At 45.7% G+C, this 18,040-nt stretch carries 19 protein-coding genes; 14 read left to right on the forward strand and 5 right to left on the reverse strand.

The genetic code is table 11. The features are described from left to right. The first annotated feature begins 17 nt into the window (after positions 1–17). The gene (locus MH144_RS00205; protein ID WP_239296117.1) at positions 18–1,460 is read left to right on the forward strand and encodes a 6-phospho-beta-glucosidase; all 1,443 of its coding nucleotides are present in this window, start codon (positions 18–20) and stop codon (positions 1,458–1,460) included. 131 nt (positions 1,461–1,591) lie between these two features. On the opposite strand, the gene MH144_RS00210 is transcribed toward MH144_RS00205, so the two are convergent. Then, the gene (locus MH144_RS00210) at positions 1,592–2,752 is read right to left on the reverse strand and encodes a S8 family peptidase (RefSeq protein WP_239296119.1); all 1,161 of its coding nucleotides are present in this window, start codon (positions 2,750–2,752) and stop codon (positions 1,592–1,594) included. Between the two features lie 224 nt (positions 2,753–2,976). Between MH144_RS00210 and MH144_RS00215 the strand changes: the two genes are divergently transcribed. The 4 genes from MH144_RS00215 to MH144_RS00230 all read left to right on the forward strand — a co-directional run bounded on the left by MH144_RS00215 (position 2,977) and on the right by MH144_RS00230 (position 5,521). Further along, entirely contained in the window at positions 2,977–3,498 is a 522-nt protein-coding gene (locus tag MH144_RS00215) for a GNAT family N-acetyltransferase (RefSeq protein WP_239296121.1), read from the forward strand. A gap of 102 nt (positions 3,499–3,600) precedes the next feature. Continuing rightward, positions 3,601–4,059, forward strand: a complete 459-nt coding sequence (locus tag MH144_RS00220) for an SMI1/KNR4 family protein (RefSeq protein WP_239296123.1) — start codon at positions 3,601–3,603, stop codon at positions 4,057–4,059. Positions 4,060–4,186: 127 nt separating this feature from the next. Further along, positions 4,187–5,047: a Cof-type HAD-IIB family hydrolase gene (locus tag MH144_RS00225; protein ID WP_239296133.1), complete on the forward strand. Its 861-nt coding sequence runs from the start codon at positions 4,187–4,189 to the stop codon at positions 5,045–5,047. A gap of 291 nt (positions 5,048–5,338) precedes the next feature. Then, the gene (locus tag MH144_RS00230; RefSeq protein WP_239296135.1) at positions 5,339–5,521 is read left to right on the forward strand and encodes a YjfB family protein; all 183 of its coding nucleotides are present in this window, start codon (positions 5,339–5,341) and stop codon (positions 5,519–5,521) included. Between the two features lie 96 nt (positions 5,522–5,617). Here the strand turns inward: MH144_RS00230 and MH144_RS00235 are convergent, their stop codons facing one another. Continuing rightward, entirely contained in the window at positions 5,618–6,505 is an 888-nt protein-coding gene (locus MH144_RS00235; RefSeq protein ID WP_239296137.1) for a hypothetical protein, read from the reverse strand. Between the two features lie 112 nt (positions 6,506–6,617). Between MH144_RS00235 and MH144_RS00240 the strand changes: the two genes are divergently transcribed. Further along, on the forward strand, positions 6,618–7,310 hold the full coding sequence (locus MH144_RS00240) for a pseudouridine synthase (RefSeq protein ID WP_239296139.1): 693 nt from the start codon (positions 6,618–6,620) through the stop codon (positions 7,308–7,310). A 116-nt stretch (positions 7,311–7,426) separates the two neighbouring features. Here the strand turns inward: MH144_RS00240 and MH144_RS00245 are convergent, their stop codons facing one another. From MH144_RS00245 to MH144_RS00255, 3 genes are all read right to left on the reverse strand, one after another. Beyond that, positions 7,427–8,347, reverse strand: a complete 921-nt coding sequence (locus tag MH144_RS00245; RefSeq protein ID WP_239296141.1) for a DMT family transporter — start codon at positions 8,345–8,347, stop codon at positions 7,427–7,429. Then, on the reverse strand, positions 8,344–9,198 hold the full coding sequence (locus MH144_RS00250; protein WP_239296151.1) for an AraC family ligand binding domain-containing protein: 855 nt from the start codon (positions 9,196–9,198) through the stop codon (positions 8,344–8,346). The genes MH144_RS00245 and MH144_RS00250 overlap by 4 nt, the downstream gene beginning before the upstream one ends. 154 nt (positions 9,199–9,352) lie before the next feature. Beyond that, positions 9,353–10,606 carry a cytochrome P450 gene (locus MH144_RS00255; RefSeq protein ID WP_239296161.1) on the reverse strand — a complete coding sequence of 418 codons (1,254 nt, stop codon included), beginning with the start codon at positions 10,604–10,606 and terminating at the stop codon, positions 9,353–9,355. A gap of 106 nt (positions 10,607–10,712) precedes the next feature. Here MH144_RS00255 and MH144_RS00260 point away from each other — a divergent pair, with 106 nt between their 5' ends. The 8 genes from MH144_RS00260 to MH144_RS00295 all read left to right on the forward strand — a co-directional run bounded on the left by MH144_RS00260 (position 10,713) and on the right by MH144_RS00295 (position 17,940). Then, a complete protein-coding gene (locus MH144_RS00260; protein ID WP_239296163.1) occupies positions 10,713–11,861 on the forward strand; it encodes a YhgE/Pip domain-containing protein in 1,149 nt (382 codons plus the stop codon). A gap of 75 nt (positions 11,862–11,936) precedes the next feature. Beyond that, a complete protein-coding gene (locus MH144_RS00265; protein ID WP_239296165.1) occupies positions 11,937–12,482 on the forward strand; it encodes a PadR family transcriptional regulator in 546 nt (181 codons plus the stop codon). A gap of 186 nt (positions 12,483–12,668) precedes the next feature. Continuing rightward, positions 12,669–12,977, forward strand: coding sequence for a Dabb family protein (locus MH144_RS00270; protein ID WP_239296167.1), 309 nt, complete (start codon positions 12,669–12,671; stop codon positions 12,975–12,977). Positions 12,978–13,004: 27 nt separating this feature from the next. Continuing rightward, positions 13,005–13,463 carry a hypothetical protein gene (locus MH144_RS00275; RefSeq protein WP_239296169.1) on the forward strand — a complete coding sequence of 153 codons (459 nt, stop codon included), beginning with the start codon at positions 13,005–13,007 and terminating at the stop codon, positions 13,461–13,463. A 300-nt stretch (positions 13,464–13,763) separates the two neighbouring features. Beyond that, positions 13,764–15,083, forward strand: coding sequence for a nucleobase:cation symporter-2 family protein (locus tag MH144_RS00280; protein ID WP_239296171.1), 1,320 nt, complete (start codon positions 13,764–13,766; stop codon positions 15,081–15,083). Positions 15,084–15,377: 294 nt separating this feature from the next. Further along, positions 15,378–16,847 (forward strand): protein adenylyltransferase SelO, encoded by a 1,470-nt coding sequence (locus tag MH144_RS00285; RefSeq protein ID WP_239296173.1) that lies wholly within the window; start codon positions 15,378–15,380, stop codon positions 16,845–16,847. A 185-nt stretch (positions 16,848–17,032) separates the two neighbouring features. Next, positions 17,033–17,488, forward strand: a complete 456-nt coding sequence (locus tag MH144_RS00290) for an Imm63 family immunity protein (protein ID WP_239296175.1) — start codon at positions 17,033–17,035, stop codon at positions 17,486–17,488. A 5-nt stretch (positions 17,489–17,493) separates the two neighbouring features. Next, complete coding sequence (locus tag MH144_RS00295) at positions 17,494–17,940, forward strand: DMP19 family protein (protein WP_239296177.1); 447 nt, start codon at positions 17,494–17,496, stop codon at positions 17,938–17,940. Positions 17,941–18,040: the final 100 nt, after the last annotated feature.

Below are 18,040 nucleotides of genomic sequence, written 5' to 3' on the forward strand. Positions count from 1 at the left end.
AATAGGAGGAGTGCTTGATGTTTAAAAAGCCAACTTCCTTCCCGGAGAATTTTCTCTGGGGAGGAGCAACTGCAGCGAATCAGCTGGAGGGAGCCTATCTGGAAGGGGGGAAAGGATTGACTACGGTCGATCTAATCCCTACCGGGTCCCAGCGCTTCCCCATTGCGATGGGGAACCTGGATTCGTTCGAACCCAAGGAAGGCGAGTTCTACCCTTCTCATGAAGCCATTGATTTCTATCATCGGTACAAGGAAGACATTGCTTTATTTGCCGAAATGGGATTCAAATGTTTAAGACTTTCGATCGCCTGGTCTCGGATCTTCCCGAATGGCGATGATGCGGAGCCCAATGAGGCAGGCCTGCAATTCTATGATGATGTCTTTGATGAATTGTTGAAATATAATATCGAACCTGTCGTTACCATTTGTCATTTTGATGTACCTGTACATCTCGTACAAACTTATGGCGGCTGGAAAAACCGCAAGATGATTGGATTCTTTGAAGCCTATGCGAAGACGTTATTCCATCGATATAAGGACAAAGTAAAGTACTGGATGACGTTTAACGAAATCAACATGCTTCTGCATCTCCCGTATATTGGTGCAGGTATCGTCTTGCAAGAGGGAGAGGACAAGCAGCAGGTCCTGTATCAGGCGGCGCATCATGAACTGGTAGCCAGTGCACTTGCCGTCAAGGCGTGTCACGAGATGATTCCCAGTGCGCAGATCGGGTGTATGCTGGCGGCAGGTACGGTGTATCCCTACACTTCCAATCCGGAGGATGTATGGAAGGCGATGGAGCAGGATCGCGAGTCTTTTTTCTTCATTGATGTTCAGTCCAAAGGGGCCTATCCGGGCTACACCAAGCGTTTCTTCAGAGAAAACGGCATTCATATCAACATGCAGCCTGAAGATGCAGAACTTCTTAAGCAGAACACGGTGGACTATATTGGCTTCAGCTATTATGCCAGCCGCTGCACTAGCACGGATCCGGAGATTTTGAAGGACTCGACAGAAGGCAATGTATTTGGTTCTGTGAAAAATCCTTATCTTGATGCATCGGAATGGGGATGGACCATTGACCCGAAAGGTCTGCGAATTACCTGCAATCAGCTGCACGACCGCTACGGCAAGCCACTATTCATTGTGGAAAACGGACTTGGTGCTACGGATGTATTGCTGGATAATGACACGGTAGAGGATGATTATCGCATTGACTATCTGGACCGGCATTTTGCCGAGATGGCAGAAGCCATTCAGGACGGAGTCGAGATCATTGGATATACGAGCTGGGGCCCGATAGATTTGGTCAGTGCAGGTACAGGAGAGATGAAGAAACGGTATGGTTACATCTATGTAGACCGAAACAATGACGGCACGGGTTCGCTGAGAAGGGTGAAAAAGAAAAGTTTCCACTGGTACAAAGACGTCATTGCTACTCATGGTGCACAATATTTCTAAGTGCTGTCCAGTAAGTGGAATTCAAAAAAAGGGAGGAGCAATCCCGTCTTACACACGGAACTGCTCCTCTTTTGTTCAATTGAACAGAACTTTGGCAAGTTCACTTTTATATTTTCATATAAGTGAACCAATTAAGGGACTTGCAGGCTCCGATGTGCATTTAATCTGCCATACTGCCAATAGACCCCTGAACCGGATACGGGATCGGAGGCAAAGCACAACGCATCACGGATCTGGGCATTGGTTTTGCCTTGGGCAGCAAGCAAGGCAGCCGCGCCCGCGACCTGTGGCGCAGCCATTGATGTTCCGCTCATATAAGCGTATGAGCTACCGAGGTACGTGGACAGTATGCTGTCACCCGGAGCAGACATGTCAACCCATGAACCATAGTTGGAGAAAGTGGATTTCAGATCGGAAGGATTGGTGGAAGCGACGGCAATTACATTGGGGTAGGAGGCGGGCACAATTGGATAGGAAGTATTGTCATTGCCGGCAGCAGCAATAATGACTGCCCCGCGGTCCCAGGCATACTGTACGGCAGCTTGCAAAAAGGCATCGCCGACAGGTCCGCCCAGACTCAAATTCACCACTTGTATACCGTTATTGGCAGCATTGACCAGCCCGTTGCCGACATTGCCCATGGTCCCCATCCCGCTATCATCTAGGACACGAATGGGTACGATGGACGCCAGCGGAGCAACGCCAGCGATGCCAGCTCCATTATTCGTGACCGAAGCCGCAATTCCCGCCACATGTGTGCCGTGTCCGTTTCCATCCTCGGGGATGGTGTCATAACTGACATAGTCATAACCTGGAAGGAGTTTGCTGGCAAGCTCAGGGTGGTTTAGCTGCACTCCGGTATCAATAATGGCAATTTTGATGGAGCTGTTGCTTTGGCTAATATCCCAAGCCGCAGGTGCGTTAATTTTTTGCAGGTTATTCTGATAAGGGAAGTAGGGGTCATTCGGGGTATAGGATGCCTGAGCGAGGTAATTGGGTTCTACATGTTCAATGAGTTCATGATCCTTATAGTTCTTGAGCATGCGATGCATGACTCTGCTTGATTCTATTCGATACCAGCCGAGATCCTCATAGGTTTCAGCAACTTTGCATCTTCCTTTTTTATGCAGAGCGTGCATTTGTTCTGCTGTTGTGCCGTCTTTAAATTTGATCAGGAGCTGCTTGGGAGCATGGGGATGAAACTTTCGCGTTGCAAGGATGTCTTCTACGTAACGATATACAAATCCAAGCATGAGCAGAAATGCAGTAGAAATACCCAGCCATAGCCACATCGCTTTTTCCCCCTTGTGAGTTTGAAATGGTAATACGCCTTATCGTATGCAGAATCTCTCAAATCGCGCGGGCTTTCTATCATTTTGGATAGGAGTGTAGGTAGATTGATAGAAGAAAATAAATTGGGTAAGATGGATGGAAGAGAGCGAACTCGGAAAGAATGCGGGTTCGGGGTAGGTGCTATAAACCTGGCTCTAATCTAAAGGATAGGAATGAAAATATCGTGACACAGCTTCAGACAGTGCCCAAGATAATGAAGGTTCAGCTCAATCAGATTGAGCAAGCTGTTGATTTTGCCATGCGTGTCCGCAGAGAAGTTTTTCCAATGATGAATCATGAACAGATACCTGTGGATCTGATGCAATTTAGAGAACATTATATGGAGACAGCGGGTGCGGTCTTTCTGGTAGCCTTAACGGAGGAAGCGGGCATTGTAGGCTCCATCGGTATTTTGCCATATGATGGTCGGATTCAGGTGATCGAAGGTCGGTACCCGGAACAATCTGCAGCTGAAATTGTAAAATGTTATGTCGATCCTGCCTATCGCAGATACGGTATTGGTTCACTTTTGGTGAGGGAGCTGGAGCGTGTGGTAAGAAAGATGCCGTACAGCACGTTATACTTACATACCCACCGTTTCTTGCCTGGGGCTGTAGATTTCTGGCAGCGTCAAGGATTTACAATCGTGACCGAAGAGCATAATGAGTGGCAAATTGTGCATATGGAGAAGCCAGCTGGGAAGTAATCTTTACTGTAAAGAAGGTAGCAATGATCAAGTCGAAGCAAGCAAACGAGCGCAGTTGGTAACGGCCAAATCGAAAACGCCAGAGATCGGAGAGATGTATTTATGTATACAAGTCTGATTGAAAAACTGAAGCATACCGAGGCTATACGCTGGTTCCCCAATCATCAGGTTCAGGAGAGCTGGATTATCGAAGTAGAACAAGAACTCGGCTTCGCATTGCCTCCTTCCTATCGCTGGTGGCTCCTGAATTATGGTCAAGCGATGTTAAGCGGGACAGAAATTCTAACCGTTGCGCCTCCAGAGGACCGAGAATATGCAGACACGGATATTCTGTACATATACCGGCTTGCTGATGAACAGGCGAAGCAGGAAGGCAAGTTGGAACTGTTTATTCCGGATGAGGACGAGTATTACTACTTTGATACATTGACCGCTGATGACCGTGGGGAATACAAGGTTATGCGGCTGGATTATTTTAATGGCGAGCCTGAAGTGTATGCGGACTCCTTCGCCGAATTTTTGGAGAAGTTAATTGATCAACGAACCCCTCGGAATCCGTAATTTCACTATGCTGTTTATGTGCTAAGACCGGCTCGTTGGAAAACATAGACGAATAAGTGTTTTGCATGAATGAATGGATGAATGGATGGATACATCATGGCTTGAGACATAAGGGGGGCAGATTCAGATGAACACACGGACACGTAAGATAGTCTTTATCGATATTGATGGCACACTTGTGGATGATGATGGGAACATACCTGTTTCAGCTCAGAAGGCTTGTAGGCAGGCACGTGCGAATGGACATCTGCTCTATTTGTGTACAGGGCGTTCCAAGGCGGAGATCTATGATTCCATCTGGGACGTCGGATTCGATGGTCTGATTGGTGCAGGTGGCGGATACGTAGAATTCGGCGAGGATGTTCTCTATCATAAAAAGGTAACAGCTGAAGATGTTCGGCATATGGTCGATTTTTTCAATGAACATCAGATTGATTTCTATCTCGAATCCAATTCGGCCTTATACGCAAGCAGCAATCTTCAACCCCACCTCGAACGTCGCATATACGGTGATGTGGAGAATGATCCAGCAGCCAGAGCCAAAAAGGAACAGAAGCCACATCCGTTTATTGCGGGTCTAACCTACGGTGAAGCCGACTTATACAAGGATGATGTCAACAAGGTTTGTTTTCTGGAAAGTGCTGTGGTTCCGTTTGATCGGATTAAGCAGGAGTTTCAGGGCAAATTCGAGGTTATCCAGTGCACCGTACCCATCTTTGGAGAGGGAAGCGGGGAGCTCATGATTCCTGGCATTCACAAGGCAATTGCGATTGTAGATCTGCTGGAACACCTGGGCATGTCTCGGGAAGACACATTGGCCATCGGAGACGGCATGAACGATGCGGAGATGCTGGAATTTTGCAATATAGGCATTGCCATGGGCAATGCGAAGCCCGGTCTGAAAGCCATTGCCGATGACATTACCGAAACCATAGAGGAAGACGGGTTGTATCACAGTTTTGTGAAGTATGGCTTAATTCAGTCTTAACGCTCTCAAGCAATCCAAAATAGTAAGGCGATCAGGCAGCTCCTATAATGGAGATGTCTGTTTGCAATGTTAAGACTTAGAGATAAAGGTCAGGATCCAGAAGAGAAGCCCGCCAAGGCCGCCCACACACAGTCCGCATAGGAGCGTAAAAAGAAATACAAATTTTTTCCCGTTCATGAGATTTCTCCCGCTTAAATTGTAATAATGGTGCGTTAGATTACATAATTCCTGTACAGTATCCGATATATATTAGGTACGCTCATTTAATAGCTACATAAAGGAGTGCAGAACATGGATATTGCAGCATTATCAATGGCCATGAGTCAAACATCGCTGGCACAGTCGGCGAGTTTGCAGGTGATGTCAATGTCGAAAGACATGGCAGAACAACAAGGTCAACAGCTTACGGAAATGTTAAAATCAGTTCCAGCTCCACATCCGAATCTGGGAAGTAGTCTGGATATTTCCGTTTAGACATTTTCAAAGAAATACATGTTCAAAGACAGCTGCAGCAAGCGAACCCAAACCGTTTCAATTCATCGAATTGAGGCTGTTTGGGTTGTTTTACGACTAGGAATGCTGGAGGATCATACTCCCAAAAAGCTGACGGGCCTTGTCCCAATCCACACCGAGTTTACCTTGCCATCCAGCCCACGGCATCTCCATGTCGGAGCGGCCTTTCGTATTGCTGAGCACTAATTCGGCATTCAGCAGTTCTTCAATATTGGTCCAATGATCGGGACGAAGGGGGAGAATCTGGTTCGGTAGAACACCTACTCGGGATAACGATTTTAATATGCCTCTGCGGATGCCAGCCTGTCCTTTGATCAATTTCTCGGCTGTGAGCCGTTTCTCATATTTTCCCGGAGACTCATCACTCTCTGCCCGATCCAAACTATGAAGCAGTTGATTGAAGGTGAGAATGTCCTCTTCACTCGGTATAATGGATTCATGTTCAAGCAGGGAAACTAGCTCTGTCAAATCAGCATATGCCCCTAAACTAGTCGAGCTGTAATCATGTCCCAAATGAACGGCATAGCGAATAAAGGACAAATTATCCCATGAGTCATTGCTGTTACGGCTTAAACCGCAGTATTTACAACAATGGAATTGTTCCGCCTCTTCATAAGCATGGTGCTGCATGTGAATCATCATATGATAGCTTCCAAGTGTAGTTATGCCCCGGGGATAACTTCCACCAACACCCGCCACAAATGCATTAGTGATCGTGGTCCAGGATAGATGTTTACTTTGCTGCAAATCGATTAATTGTTGAATGATCTGATCATGGTCGATTCGCTCCAGATCATTCGGCACCCAGCCGTTCGTATGCAGTACTTCTTGTTCGTCAGCAGTTAGTGTATCTGTTTGATACGCCATCACTTGGCGCTCGCTGTCGTACTTTCCATTGGCATGTAGATACAGCTTTTTAAGCACTTTCATGCATTTTTTGTCCATGAGCATCTCCTCAAAAGTTAGTTGCTTATCCTAAGACTGTCGTGTAGACTTGATTGCTTCATTTCATTATAAGTGAGATGATGGCAATATTACAGATGAGAAGCGGTGAAGCATGCGAATTAATAAATACATAAGTGAAACGGGATTCTGCTCTCGGCGGGAGACAGACCGCTTAATTGCAGCGGGGCGCATTACGATCAATGGTAAGGTATGTGTAAAAGGGGCTGAGGTTGAGGCAGAGGATATCGTCCTTATCGACGGTAAGAAAATCCCTCAGGTTGCTCGTCAACCTGTGTACTTGGCTCTGAACAAACCAATAGGTATTGTCTGTACGGCAGCACAACAAGTCGAGGGGAATATTATACAGTATGTGAATTATCCATCACGTATTTTTGCCGTAGGTAGGCTGGATAAAGCCTCGGAAGGTTTGATTTTGCTTACGAACAATGGAGAGATTGTCAACAAAATGATGCGATCAGAGCATAATCATGAGAAAGAGTACGTGGTGACCGTGGATAAACCGGTGACAGACGAATTCATAAGGATGATGTCCCAGGGAGTCGAGATTCTGGACGTAATAACCAAGCCATGCAAAGTATATCGTCACAGCGAGAATGTTTTTCGGATTATTCTGACACAGGGGCTTAACCTGCAAATTCGCAGAATGTGCAAAGCCCTGGGGTACAGAGTTCTAAAACTGGAGCGCATCCGTATTATGAATATAACACTGGATCAGCTGGAACGAGGACAATGGAGGCATCTGGAGAAGCATGAACTGAATACACTGCTTGCCAGGCTGAATTAGGTAACTACTCCTAGCTCGAAGAATAACATTTTGTGCAAAAGGCAAGTCATTGTAACGCAAAGAAGGCACTTATCCCGAATGGATGGTGCCTTCTTTGCGTTCAAAACGACCAGCACCTAATGGATCTCGGACAGCTTCGATCCGGGGGCATGCTTCCGCACTTTTCGTTCTGAGATAATTGAACCCACGAGTGTTAACACCGCACCAAGCATGATGATCCAAGTAATGGGTTCATGCAGCAGCAGTGCGGAGGCTAACAGTGTAATCACAGGCACCAAATAAATGTAAACGCTGGTTTTCACTGCTCCCAGAAGGCTTACCGCCCTATTCCAGGTTACAAAACACAATGCAGAAGCGCCTACCCCGAGAAAAAGAAGATTGGAAAGGTTGGTCAGATCGGCTAATCGCTCCATGTTAAAACGGAATTCGAACAGGAATAAGGCAGGGAGCATGAACAAAAGCCCGTAAAAGAATACTTTGCGTGTTGCACCAATGGTGTGATAGTGAAGATCGCCTATTTTGCGCATAAGGACGGAATAGATCGCCCATACAGCAGGAGCTACAAAAGCAAGCAAATCGCCCAGTGGATTCAGCTGCAGGCTGTAACGCCCATTGAACGCAATGATCACAATGCCTGTCAAAGCAATACCAAAACCGACGACAAAACGCCGGGATAACGGCTCATCCTTCAGGAAGAAATGTGCAAGCACAGCGGTAAAGAAAGGTGCAATGGAAACAATGACACCTGCGTTGGAAGCCAATGTGAATACCAGTGCGATATTTTCGATTAAAAAATACAATGTGACCCCGCACAGTCCCGCAGCCATAAAAAGCAGCTCTTCCCGGATCGATGATGACCGCATCACACGTGGGTAGATCAGGAACAACACCGCATATCCAATCAGAAAACGGAACAACAAAATTTCCACAGGTGTAAAGTCGATGAGCAGAACTTTAGTGGAGATAAAGGTAGTCCCCCAGATCAAAATCGTAAGCAAAGCGAGCAGGTGACCGGCCTTATGTTTATTTTCACTCATCGTGAAACACGGTCCTGCAGCCGTTGGGACTCGTATTCGTGGTTAAAGATGCGGTGATATTGTTTGGGCGTCAAGCCGATGAGTTTTTTGAAAAAATTCGTGAAATGGCTCTGATCGCTGAATCCTGTCTGGGCGGATACCTCAAGCGGCAGCGTCCCTTGTTCCAATAAACGCTTGGCCTGATTAATACGAATGGTTTCCAGATAGCGATATGGTGAGATACCTTTTTGGCGAGTAAATAGACGCACCAGGTGATACTTGCTCATTCCACTTCGTTCGGCTAACTCACTCAGCGATATACTTTCCATGTAATGAGACTCTATGTATTCGCAAATACGCTTGACTTCGGTCGTCACATCCTGAGAGGAGACGGGAGAATCAGTATCTGCATAATCCCGAAGCAGCTGTTCCAGCAACAAGAGCAACAGTTCTTCTTTGCCAAAATCGGATTGCTCCTCCAAAATCATCAAATGCAGATCATGCAGAGACCCGACAAGCTCGTGCTGATAGAGTACGGGTGCTGTAAAGCGTGGCAAAAAATCTTGTCCAGTAATTTCCCGAGTGTATTCTCTCATGACCTCTGGCTGGATATTAATACAGCGATAATCGAGCGTTCTTCCGTCAATCTGTTCACAGGCATGGGGGTCATGAGGGTTAAATACGATCATGTCGCCTGTATTCAGCACATACTCCTGATTGTTGCAGACCAAATATCGCTTGCCCTGCTCAATAAAACCAATGACATAATAGTCATGAAAGTGATTGGGGAATTTCTGCATAATGCCCTGGAATTGATAAGCTTCAAGCTGCAGATCAGTATCAAATACAACGGTTCGTACTTCGCGAATCATGCTGCACCTTCTTTCTTGTAAGTTCTTGTCATTATAAACGGAAAAGAAGGTAAGTTCTTGGATGATATTGCTCCTTCGCATGCCATAAATAGCAGGGTAGCAGCAGAAAAAGAGCAGATTTCCTGCTCCTTTTCTGTTAACAACCTATAGAGTACTACTTATATAACCTCATGGGAAGGCTTGTCAGAGATTGTCCTGCTGCAGACGGGGTCAGGTGATCTTCCAGTATAAATCCGCTGACGGGTTCAATACTTGAGAAGGTTCTTAAAAATGTCGTCAAAACAATTTTGGCTTCCAGCCTAGCCAGAGGCGCACCCAGGCAGAAGTGTGTGCCGAAGCCAAAAGCGAGCTGTTTGTTATTGTTCGTACGATGAATATTCAAGGTAAAAGGATCCTCGAACATGTCCTCATCCATATTGGCTGCACTCATCCAGGCTACGATGGCATCTCCTTTTTTGAGTTCAACACCGAGCAGATGATTATCCGCCTTGACCATGCGGTCCATTTTACTGATATGGAAACGATACCGCAGCATTTCTTCCACTGCATTTCCAACAAGCTCTGGATTATCTCTCAGCTCCGTGTACAGTTCAGGCTTATCATAGAGCAGCGCATAGAAGGAATTGGCCAACAGGTTGCTTGTGGTTTCAATTCCTGCACCCAGAATAAACATGGTGGTACGCACAATTTCCTCATCCGTAAAATGTTCACCATCCACTTCCACCTGGATCAGGTCCGAGATAATGTCCTCGGCAAGATTTGTTCGTTTGGACACAACAAAAGGGTAAAGGTATTCGAAATATTGCTGACCCGCAATTTTCTTCATTTCATTGATGCGGCTAAAGGTTGCATCCGTTGTTGGCATGAAGAGAATATCTACCCATTCCTTAAATAGGAGCCTGTCTTTGGAAGGGATGCCAAGCAGATCAGACATAATGATTACTGGAAACATACTTGTGTAGGCTTGTACAATATCCACCTCGGGAAGCTGAGAAAATTCCGTGACTAACTCGTCTGCTGCGGCCTGTATGCGCGGTTCCCAAAGTTTGAGACTTCTTGGGGTAAATGCACTTGCCAATAGTGATCTTCGCTTGCGGTGTTCCGGGGGATCCACGTTGTGAATATCCAGCTTGTCCGGAATGTGGTGCTCGCTGTCCGCACCTTCCCCCTCACTTGAATATCCCACGTTAACAATTGATCTTTCTCTTACACTGGAGAAATGTTCATGATCGTTTAATACGGTTTTCACCAAATCATACTTGAACACATGCCAGGAATCTGTCTCTTCATTGTAAACGACAGGTTCCTGTTTGAGCATGTGGCGATACCAACGATAAGGGCTAAACTCTTCTTCTTTCGATTGGAATTTCGTGATTTCAGACAGAGAAATAATCGTGCTCTTCTTCATTCATCTTACCTCCTTAGTTGGGGTCATTGACAAATATAACAAACAAGAGTACTTTAATTCAAGTAGTTTAAATTATAATAATAAGGTGGAGTAGAGAGTGAAGAGCATGCTGAAGCATAAAGGAGTCAAAGCGGGTATATTCATGATTGTGTTCTATCAGATTGTGATGCTGACCGTTTTCATGTCCGGATATAGCGCCATCCCCAAAAATGTAACGAATCTTACCGTTGCTATCGTAAATGAGGACCAACAATCCGGTACTGAATTCGTTCAGAAGCTGCAAGAGCAGCTCCCGTTCAATATTGTAACCGATGAGTCGCTGGAACAAGCGAAGATGGGTCTGGAAGACCGTGATATTCATATGGTCATACGTATACCCGGTGATTTTACGGAAAAACTGTCTGAACAGAGCGGCAAAGCGCAGTTGGAATATTTGATTAATGAATCTAACCCAACCACAATTACCAGTTCGATGAAAAATGTAGCAACAGAAATTACGGCCCAGATTAGCGCTCAGGTTCAAGCTCAAAGCTTCGAAGCGGTATTAAACGGAATGCAGGTTCCGGCGGAGCAATCCAAGCAGATTGTGGAATCCACCACGGGCAAAGTCTCATCCAATATCGTGATGAGCAATCCGCAGCCTGCCGGTATGCAAAATCAGATGGCACCGATGTTTATCACAATGGCACTTTACGTCGGAGCCATGATCTATTCCATGCAGAGTGTGGGCGGGATGCAGCAGCTGCGTGCACAAATCGGAAAATGGAAAGCATTTTTTGCCCTGCGTGGGACGAACCTGCTCATTTCCCTGATTGCTCCTCTGGTTGGAATAGGCATCTACTTCATGGTTCAAGGATATGGGGTGGAAGTGTTTCTGAAAATGTGGCTTGTGCACAGTCTGCAATTATTCGTATCGATCGAATTTACAAGTATCTTCATCATGCTTCTCGGTCAGGGAGGTATGCTGATCAACATGGTATTCGTGCTTAGTCAATCCATTGCCAACGGTACGTCCATGTCACCGGAGATGATGCCTGGATATTTCAAATTCGTCAGTCAGATTACGCCGATGTTCTATTCCACCCATTTGGATTACAATATTCTCTTCGGCGGTGGAAGAACGGCCCATTATGCGATCGGACTCGCGCTGGTTGGACTGGTCGCGTTCGTTCTCAATGCAGCGATACACCATTTCAAAAGTGCCAAGCAAACCAATCCACTGCAAGAGTCTTCACAACAGCCCGCTATAGTATAAAATAAGAAATAAAGGGCTCAGGCGATATTCTGCAAGAAGCTGTGCCCTTGGTAAGAGCAGAATGGGGGCAGTCACATGTCAATTCAAATATTTATTCTCGGTGCATTAAGTGAAGGGAATTGTTATCCCTATGATATTAAGAAGCAGATTGGCAAACATCTGGATCGGACCGAGGCCAGAATTACAGAAGGTACGATCTATTACAATTTTGAAGTGCTGCATAAGAAGGGTCTGATCGAGAAGATTGAAACCATCCAGAGTGAGAATAGACCAGACAAGACGATGTATGGGATTACCGATGCAGGGCGGCTCGCGCTGGAAGAGAGCATCTATAAAGTGTTTCAGAAGTTCACGACCATTCAGTCCCTCTATGCAGCGCTGGTTAATTTGGATAAGGTGGATAATCAGAAGATCGCATACCTTATTGAAGATATTATCGTGAAAGAAAGAAAAAAACTCGAGTATATCGACCAGCAGAAACCAGAGGAGATTGAGGTAAGTGAGGATTTGATGGATGCACTGTGGCTGATGAGGGATCATGCTTATCACACGATAGAAAGCAACATTGCATGGTTGCAGAAGCTCCTTCACCATGTTCAGAGCAGAGCGTTAAGGCATTAAGCGCGTTTAGCGTCACCGTGCGAGCGAAGAGGTGCGTCAGGTCAGTGACAGTCTGGCTTTGAACGCACCTTTTTTGCATTTAAAGTGTGAGCAGGTAAGGAGCTGGAATTGAAACATGTGGAAAAAACATATAAAATCCGAACTATGTCATGATGAATATTTTTATAATGAGGGAGAGGAAATTTCATGTTTGAACATCTGGTGGTATTCAAATTCAACGATAACATTACGCCGGCAAAACAGCAGGAATTTGTCTCGCAATTACTCGCCTTACAGGACGAGATTCCTGGGATCATCGATCTGACTGCCGGGATCAATGTTACGGAAGAGACGGATCATATTCAGGGATTCACGCTTGGATTAAGAGTGACGTTTGAAGACCAAGAAGCCTTGCGTGCATATGGTCCACATCCCGCCCATCAGGCTTTTGTAGCTTCCCTTAACGGATGGGTAGAGAATGTTATTGTAACGGACTTTCCCATCCCTTCGAAGTAAGACAGGTAATGAAGGAGAACGCCGAGTATGAGTTTAAATATCAGACCGTATCGTTTGGAAGATTTAAGTGATCTTGAGTACGAGGTTCGTATCGGGAGCGTGTCAGAGGATTCCTATAGGAAGATCATGATTTTGAAATTTATAGGTGTCTACGGGTTTGGCAGTAGAGGCAACTCGGATGCCCGTTATATGAGTGCAATCGGCAAAGCTGTGCTGGAAGCATGGAGGCCGGACGGGCTCGTGATTGATCTGTCGGACATGCAGTATGATTGGGGAGATGAGTTGGATCTCGTTTTTGACGTAGGCAGTGAGATCTCAAGGTACCGTCCATTCCCGCTTGCGCTTACCGTTGGACCAAAATCAGAAGAAGCGGTCAGAACACTTCTATTTGGGGTTGGCAGTAAAGATGGAATCGAATCTGCAGGATGGGTGTTCCGGAGTGTGGAGGAGGGATGGGCCTACATTGCTTCCCAATTAGCCACCTAGAAGTCCTGATACCTCGGGTGAAATTATATTATAAATGAGTGAGCAGCAGGCCGGCACATGTAGTGCTGGCTTTTTTCTTTTCTCCTTATATACACTACAAAATTCAGCGATGTTAAATAATATCACATTAGGAATCCGATGTTTTGTTTCGTTTGCCCAAAATGATACGATCTCTTTATCTCTTGTAACAATTATCGTTCATGTATCATGGAAGTTCTCGAAATAGTTTATATAATGTGAATCAACATAACATGATTGTTCAGTGCGATGGGTTGATTCTAATTTCGGGGGCGAGTGCGGATGAACGAAACAAAAAAGATGAGAATTTTTTCACTGGGGATTCAACATGTATTGGCAATGTATGCCGGGGCCATTTTGGTACCTCTGCTCGTGGGGAGAGCTTTAAATCTGACTGCAGAGCAGCTGGCGTATCTGGTATCCATTGACCTGCTCACATGTGGTGTTGCAACGTGGCTGCAGGCTAGGAAAGGAAAGTATCTCGGCATTGGTTTGCCAGCGGTACTCGGCAGTTCTTTTGTGGCCGTTACGCCCATGATCGCCATCGGATCTCAGTATGGTATTCCAGCCATTTATGGGTCCATCATAGCAGCCGGATTATTTATCGTCATCTGTGCCGTATTTTTCAGCAAAATCGTCAAACTGTTCCCTCCCGTTGTCATTGGTACCGTGGTAACCATTATTGGTCTAGCACTTATTCCTACCGGTATTAAGAATATGGCTGGCGGGGCAAACAGTGAGAACTTTGGAAGCTTGGACAATCTGGCACTTTCATTCGGAGTACTGCTCTTTATTTTGGTACTGAACCGGTATGCTCGTGGTTTCGTTAAATCTCTTGCCGTCCTGATTGGCATCATCGCAGGAACTCTCATTGCGGCTTTCATGGGAAAAGTGAATTTCTCTCCTGTTCAGGAAGCGTCATGGTTCCACTTGCCACAACCGTTTTATTTCGGAATGCCAACATTTGAGCTTGGCCCGATTATTACAATGATCATCGTAGGAACTGTCGTGATTATCGAGTCAACGGGTGTATTTATGGCTTTGAGCAAAATTTGCGATCAACCCATCAATGAGAAGGATCTGGCGCGTGGTTATCGTGCAGAAGGCTTGGCTTTTGTACTTGGTGGTATATTCAATGCTTTTCCGTACAATACATTCGCACAGAATGTCGGACTCGTTCAATTATCCAAGGTGAAAACAACAAATGTCGTGGTTGCAGCCGGAGGCATTCTGGTCTTCCTCGGACTTATTCCGAAGGTAGCGGCATTTGCAACGATTATCCCAAGTGCAGTACTAGGCGGAGCAACAGTTGTTCTGTTCGGCATGGTCGTATCCTCTGGAATCAAAATGCTGCAATCCGTCGATTTTGGCAAGCAGTCCAACCTGTTGATCGTCGCTTGTTCGGTTTCGCTTGGGCTTGGTGTTACAGCCGTACCAGACCTGTTTGCTCAGCTGCCACAAAGCATTCGGATCATTGTGAGCGATGGCATTATCACAGGAAGTTTGTCAGCGATTCTCCTCAATATCTTTTTCAATCTTGGTTTCAAAAAGGAAAGTCTGCCTGTTCAGCCTGTAGCTGGAACTCAGGAGGCACATACCTAATTCCATCTTAACTGACTAATAGCGAATTAATCGAGTAAGCCCACATCGGATTCATTGCTGGAAAGAGTGGAATATATCCTTCTTCCTAAATGAATACCTTGTGGGCTTATTTGGCTGCCCTACACGATGAAACATGCAAACGCCCTACAAATATGCTAAAGTTTCCTTATGAACATATGATATGTTCATCATTTCGAAATTCCATGCGACTACATAAATGAGCATTGGTTCACACAGGCTAAAATGAATATAAACAGAGGAGTTCCTTTGTTGAGGAGAAGGAGTGGAGTGCACATGGAAAAGGATAAGTTAGGCGCAGGCTGGAATCTGGATAATAGTTATGCCCGGCTGCCGCAGACCTTTTATACGAGTCAGGGTGCAGCACCGGTACAGTCACCTGAGCTTGTCATCTTAAATGAAACCCTTGCTGCCAGCCTCGGACTGAATGCTGAAGCGCTGAACAGCAAGGAGGGAGCAGCGATTTTCGCAGGCAATGAAACTCCGCCTGGAGCCGAGCCTCTTGCTCAAGCCTACGCAGGGCATCAATTTGGCAATTTCAATATGCTTGGTGATGGACGGGCATTGCTGCTGGGTGAACAGATTACGCCACGGGGCGAGAGAGTGGACATTCAGCTCAAAGGTTCAGGAAGAACACCTTACTCCCGTGGAGGGGACGGTCGGGCAGCGATTGGACCGATGCTGCGTGAATATATAATAAGCGAAGCCATGGAAGCACTGGGAATCCCTACAACGAGAAGTTTGGCGGTAGTGACTACTGGAGAAAACATTATTCGTGAAACGAAACGGCCGGGTGCGATATTAACCCGAGTAGCCTCCAGTCACATCCGCGTGGCAACCTTTCAGTATGCAGCTAGGTGGGGTACTGTCGACGAACTGAGAGCACTGGCGGACTATACGCTGGGACGACATTTTCCTGACATTCCTTTAGATAATAACCGTTACCTGAACTTCCTCCGGGAAGTTATCAAACGACAGGCTTCACTGATAGCCAAATGGCAGAATGTTGGATTCATACACGGTGTCATGAATACGGACAATATGGCCATCAGTGGAGAAACGATTGATTACGGGCCTTGTGCTTTTATGGATGCTTATAATCCGGCTACAGTATTTAGTTCAATCGATACGCAAGGCCGTTATGCCTACGGCAACCAACCCTATATTGCGGGCTGGAATCTGGCTCGTCTTGCGGAGACATTGCTGCCGCTGCTGCATGAACATGAAGATGTGGCCATACAGATTGCACAGGATGCCATTGCCCAATTTTCGGAGCAGTATCATCATGAATGGTTATCCGGCATGCGTGCCAAGCTGGGACTGTTCGCGGAAGAGAACGAAGATGAAACGCTGATTAAAGATCTTCTGGAACTGATGGAAAAGCAATCGGCGGACTATACGAATACGTTCTTAGCTTTAACTTTTGATAAGTGGGAGAACTCGAATCTGAACGAAGCAACGGAATTTGCGGAATGGAACGAACGCTGGAAAGCGAGACTGGGCCGGCAGTCTGAATCAAGAGAAACTGTGGAGCAACGGATGAAGAGCAGCAATCCTGCAATAATCCCTCGGAATCACAGAGTGGAAGAGGCGCTCGAACGGGCAGAGAATGATGGGGATTATAGCGTAATGCATCAGCTGCTAGCCGTTCTCCAGAAACCTTATGCACATACACCAGAACAGGAAGAATACGCCACATTGCCGACGACCTGTGATCCATCTTATCGGACATTTTGCGGAACCTGATAGGGAATGCAGATTGTTTTAGATTGAAAATTTTCAGATTGAAAAAACAATCAAGAGATGCCTATGCAATAGATGCATTAGGAGTACAATCAACCTTGTGATCACGAAGAAGCTGCCACCGGCAGCTTTTTCATTATCATGCCACGGGGAATGCAATTTCAATGAATTACAGGTGGTGAGTAGCCATGTCAAATGTTTTAACGAAACAGGAATTAGTAGTCAAGCTGCTTGAATTATTATCACGAACAGACTTTGACGAAGAACAGAGCAATACATATGTTAACCGTCTATTGGACCCGTTTAAATGGGAAGGCGTGCCGTATGTTGAAACGGTGAATGGAACCTATATCGTTACCATCTATGAACGTGGAATGCCCATGTTGAAGAAAAAGTTGAAGCAGACCGAGATGGTTATCTACTGGCTGCTGGAGGACATTATTTTTACCACGGTGCATGTGGAGATGTTGAAAAAATACGAAGTAGATAATATCAACACTCATTTAAAATATACGAGCGAAGTAATGCAGGAAATGGACCGCAACATTACAAACGCTTTTCAGCAATTGGGAGAACCCTATTTGCATTGGCATCAAACCGGTAAGCGCCAGGAATTGGAGAGTGTGCAGCATAAGGGAGGGTGAAGGGCATGACTAATCAAGATATCAATGATGTATGGTATGATTATGCGTTGAAGTTTGTGGACAAAAAGAACAAACATGAACAGGGATGGTCCGTATTAACATCCGAGGAGCAGGAGATTGCAGCCTTATGGTTGTTCGAAGTAGACGTTTATAACGGTGGGTTCATTCAATTTTTCTGCAACTGGGGAGAAGAAGCATATCTACATGTTTTACGGGCATTACATATAACTGGTGCGAACCAGATGCTGGGCAATATTCAAGAGCAGTATAGCTGCATAGAGCATTTGGCGGATGATGAAAGACTGACAGCATTGTGGGATATTCCCCGCTTACTTACGACAGAAGACGAACAAAGGTTAGATACACTGGATCAGCAATTGTGGGATAACGAGGATCAGCTTGCGGAGAAGGCATATACGTATTATCATAGAAAGCTGAATATAGAGGCATAGTATAAGATCAGAGTCTCTTTCGCTGTACGGTCAGCAGATGATGAATACAGGCTCTTGCAATGAATTGAACGTTCCGCTATACTGGCTATAATCTAATACA

This window comes from Paenibacillus sp. ACRRY (assembly GCF_022346995.1).
Classification (GTDB): Bacteria; Bacillota; Bacilli; order Paenibacillales; family Paenibacillaceae; genus Paenibacillus.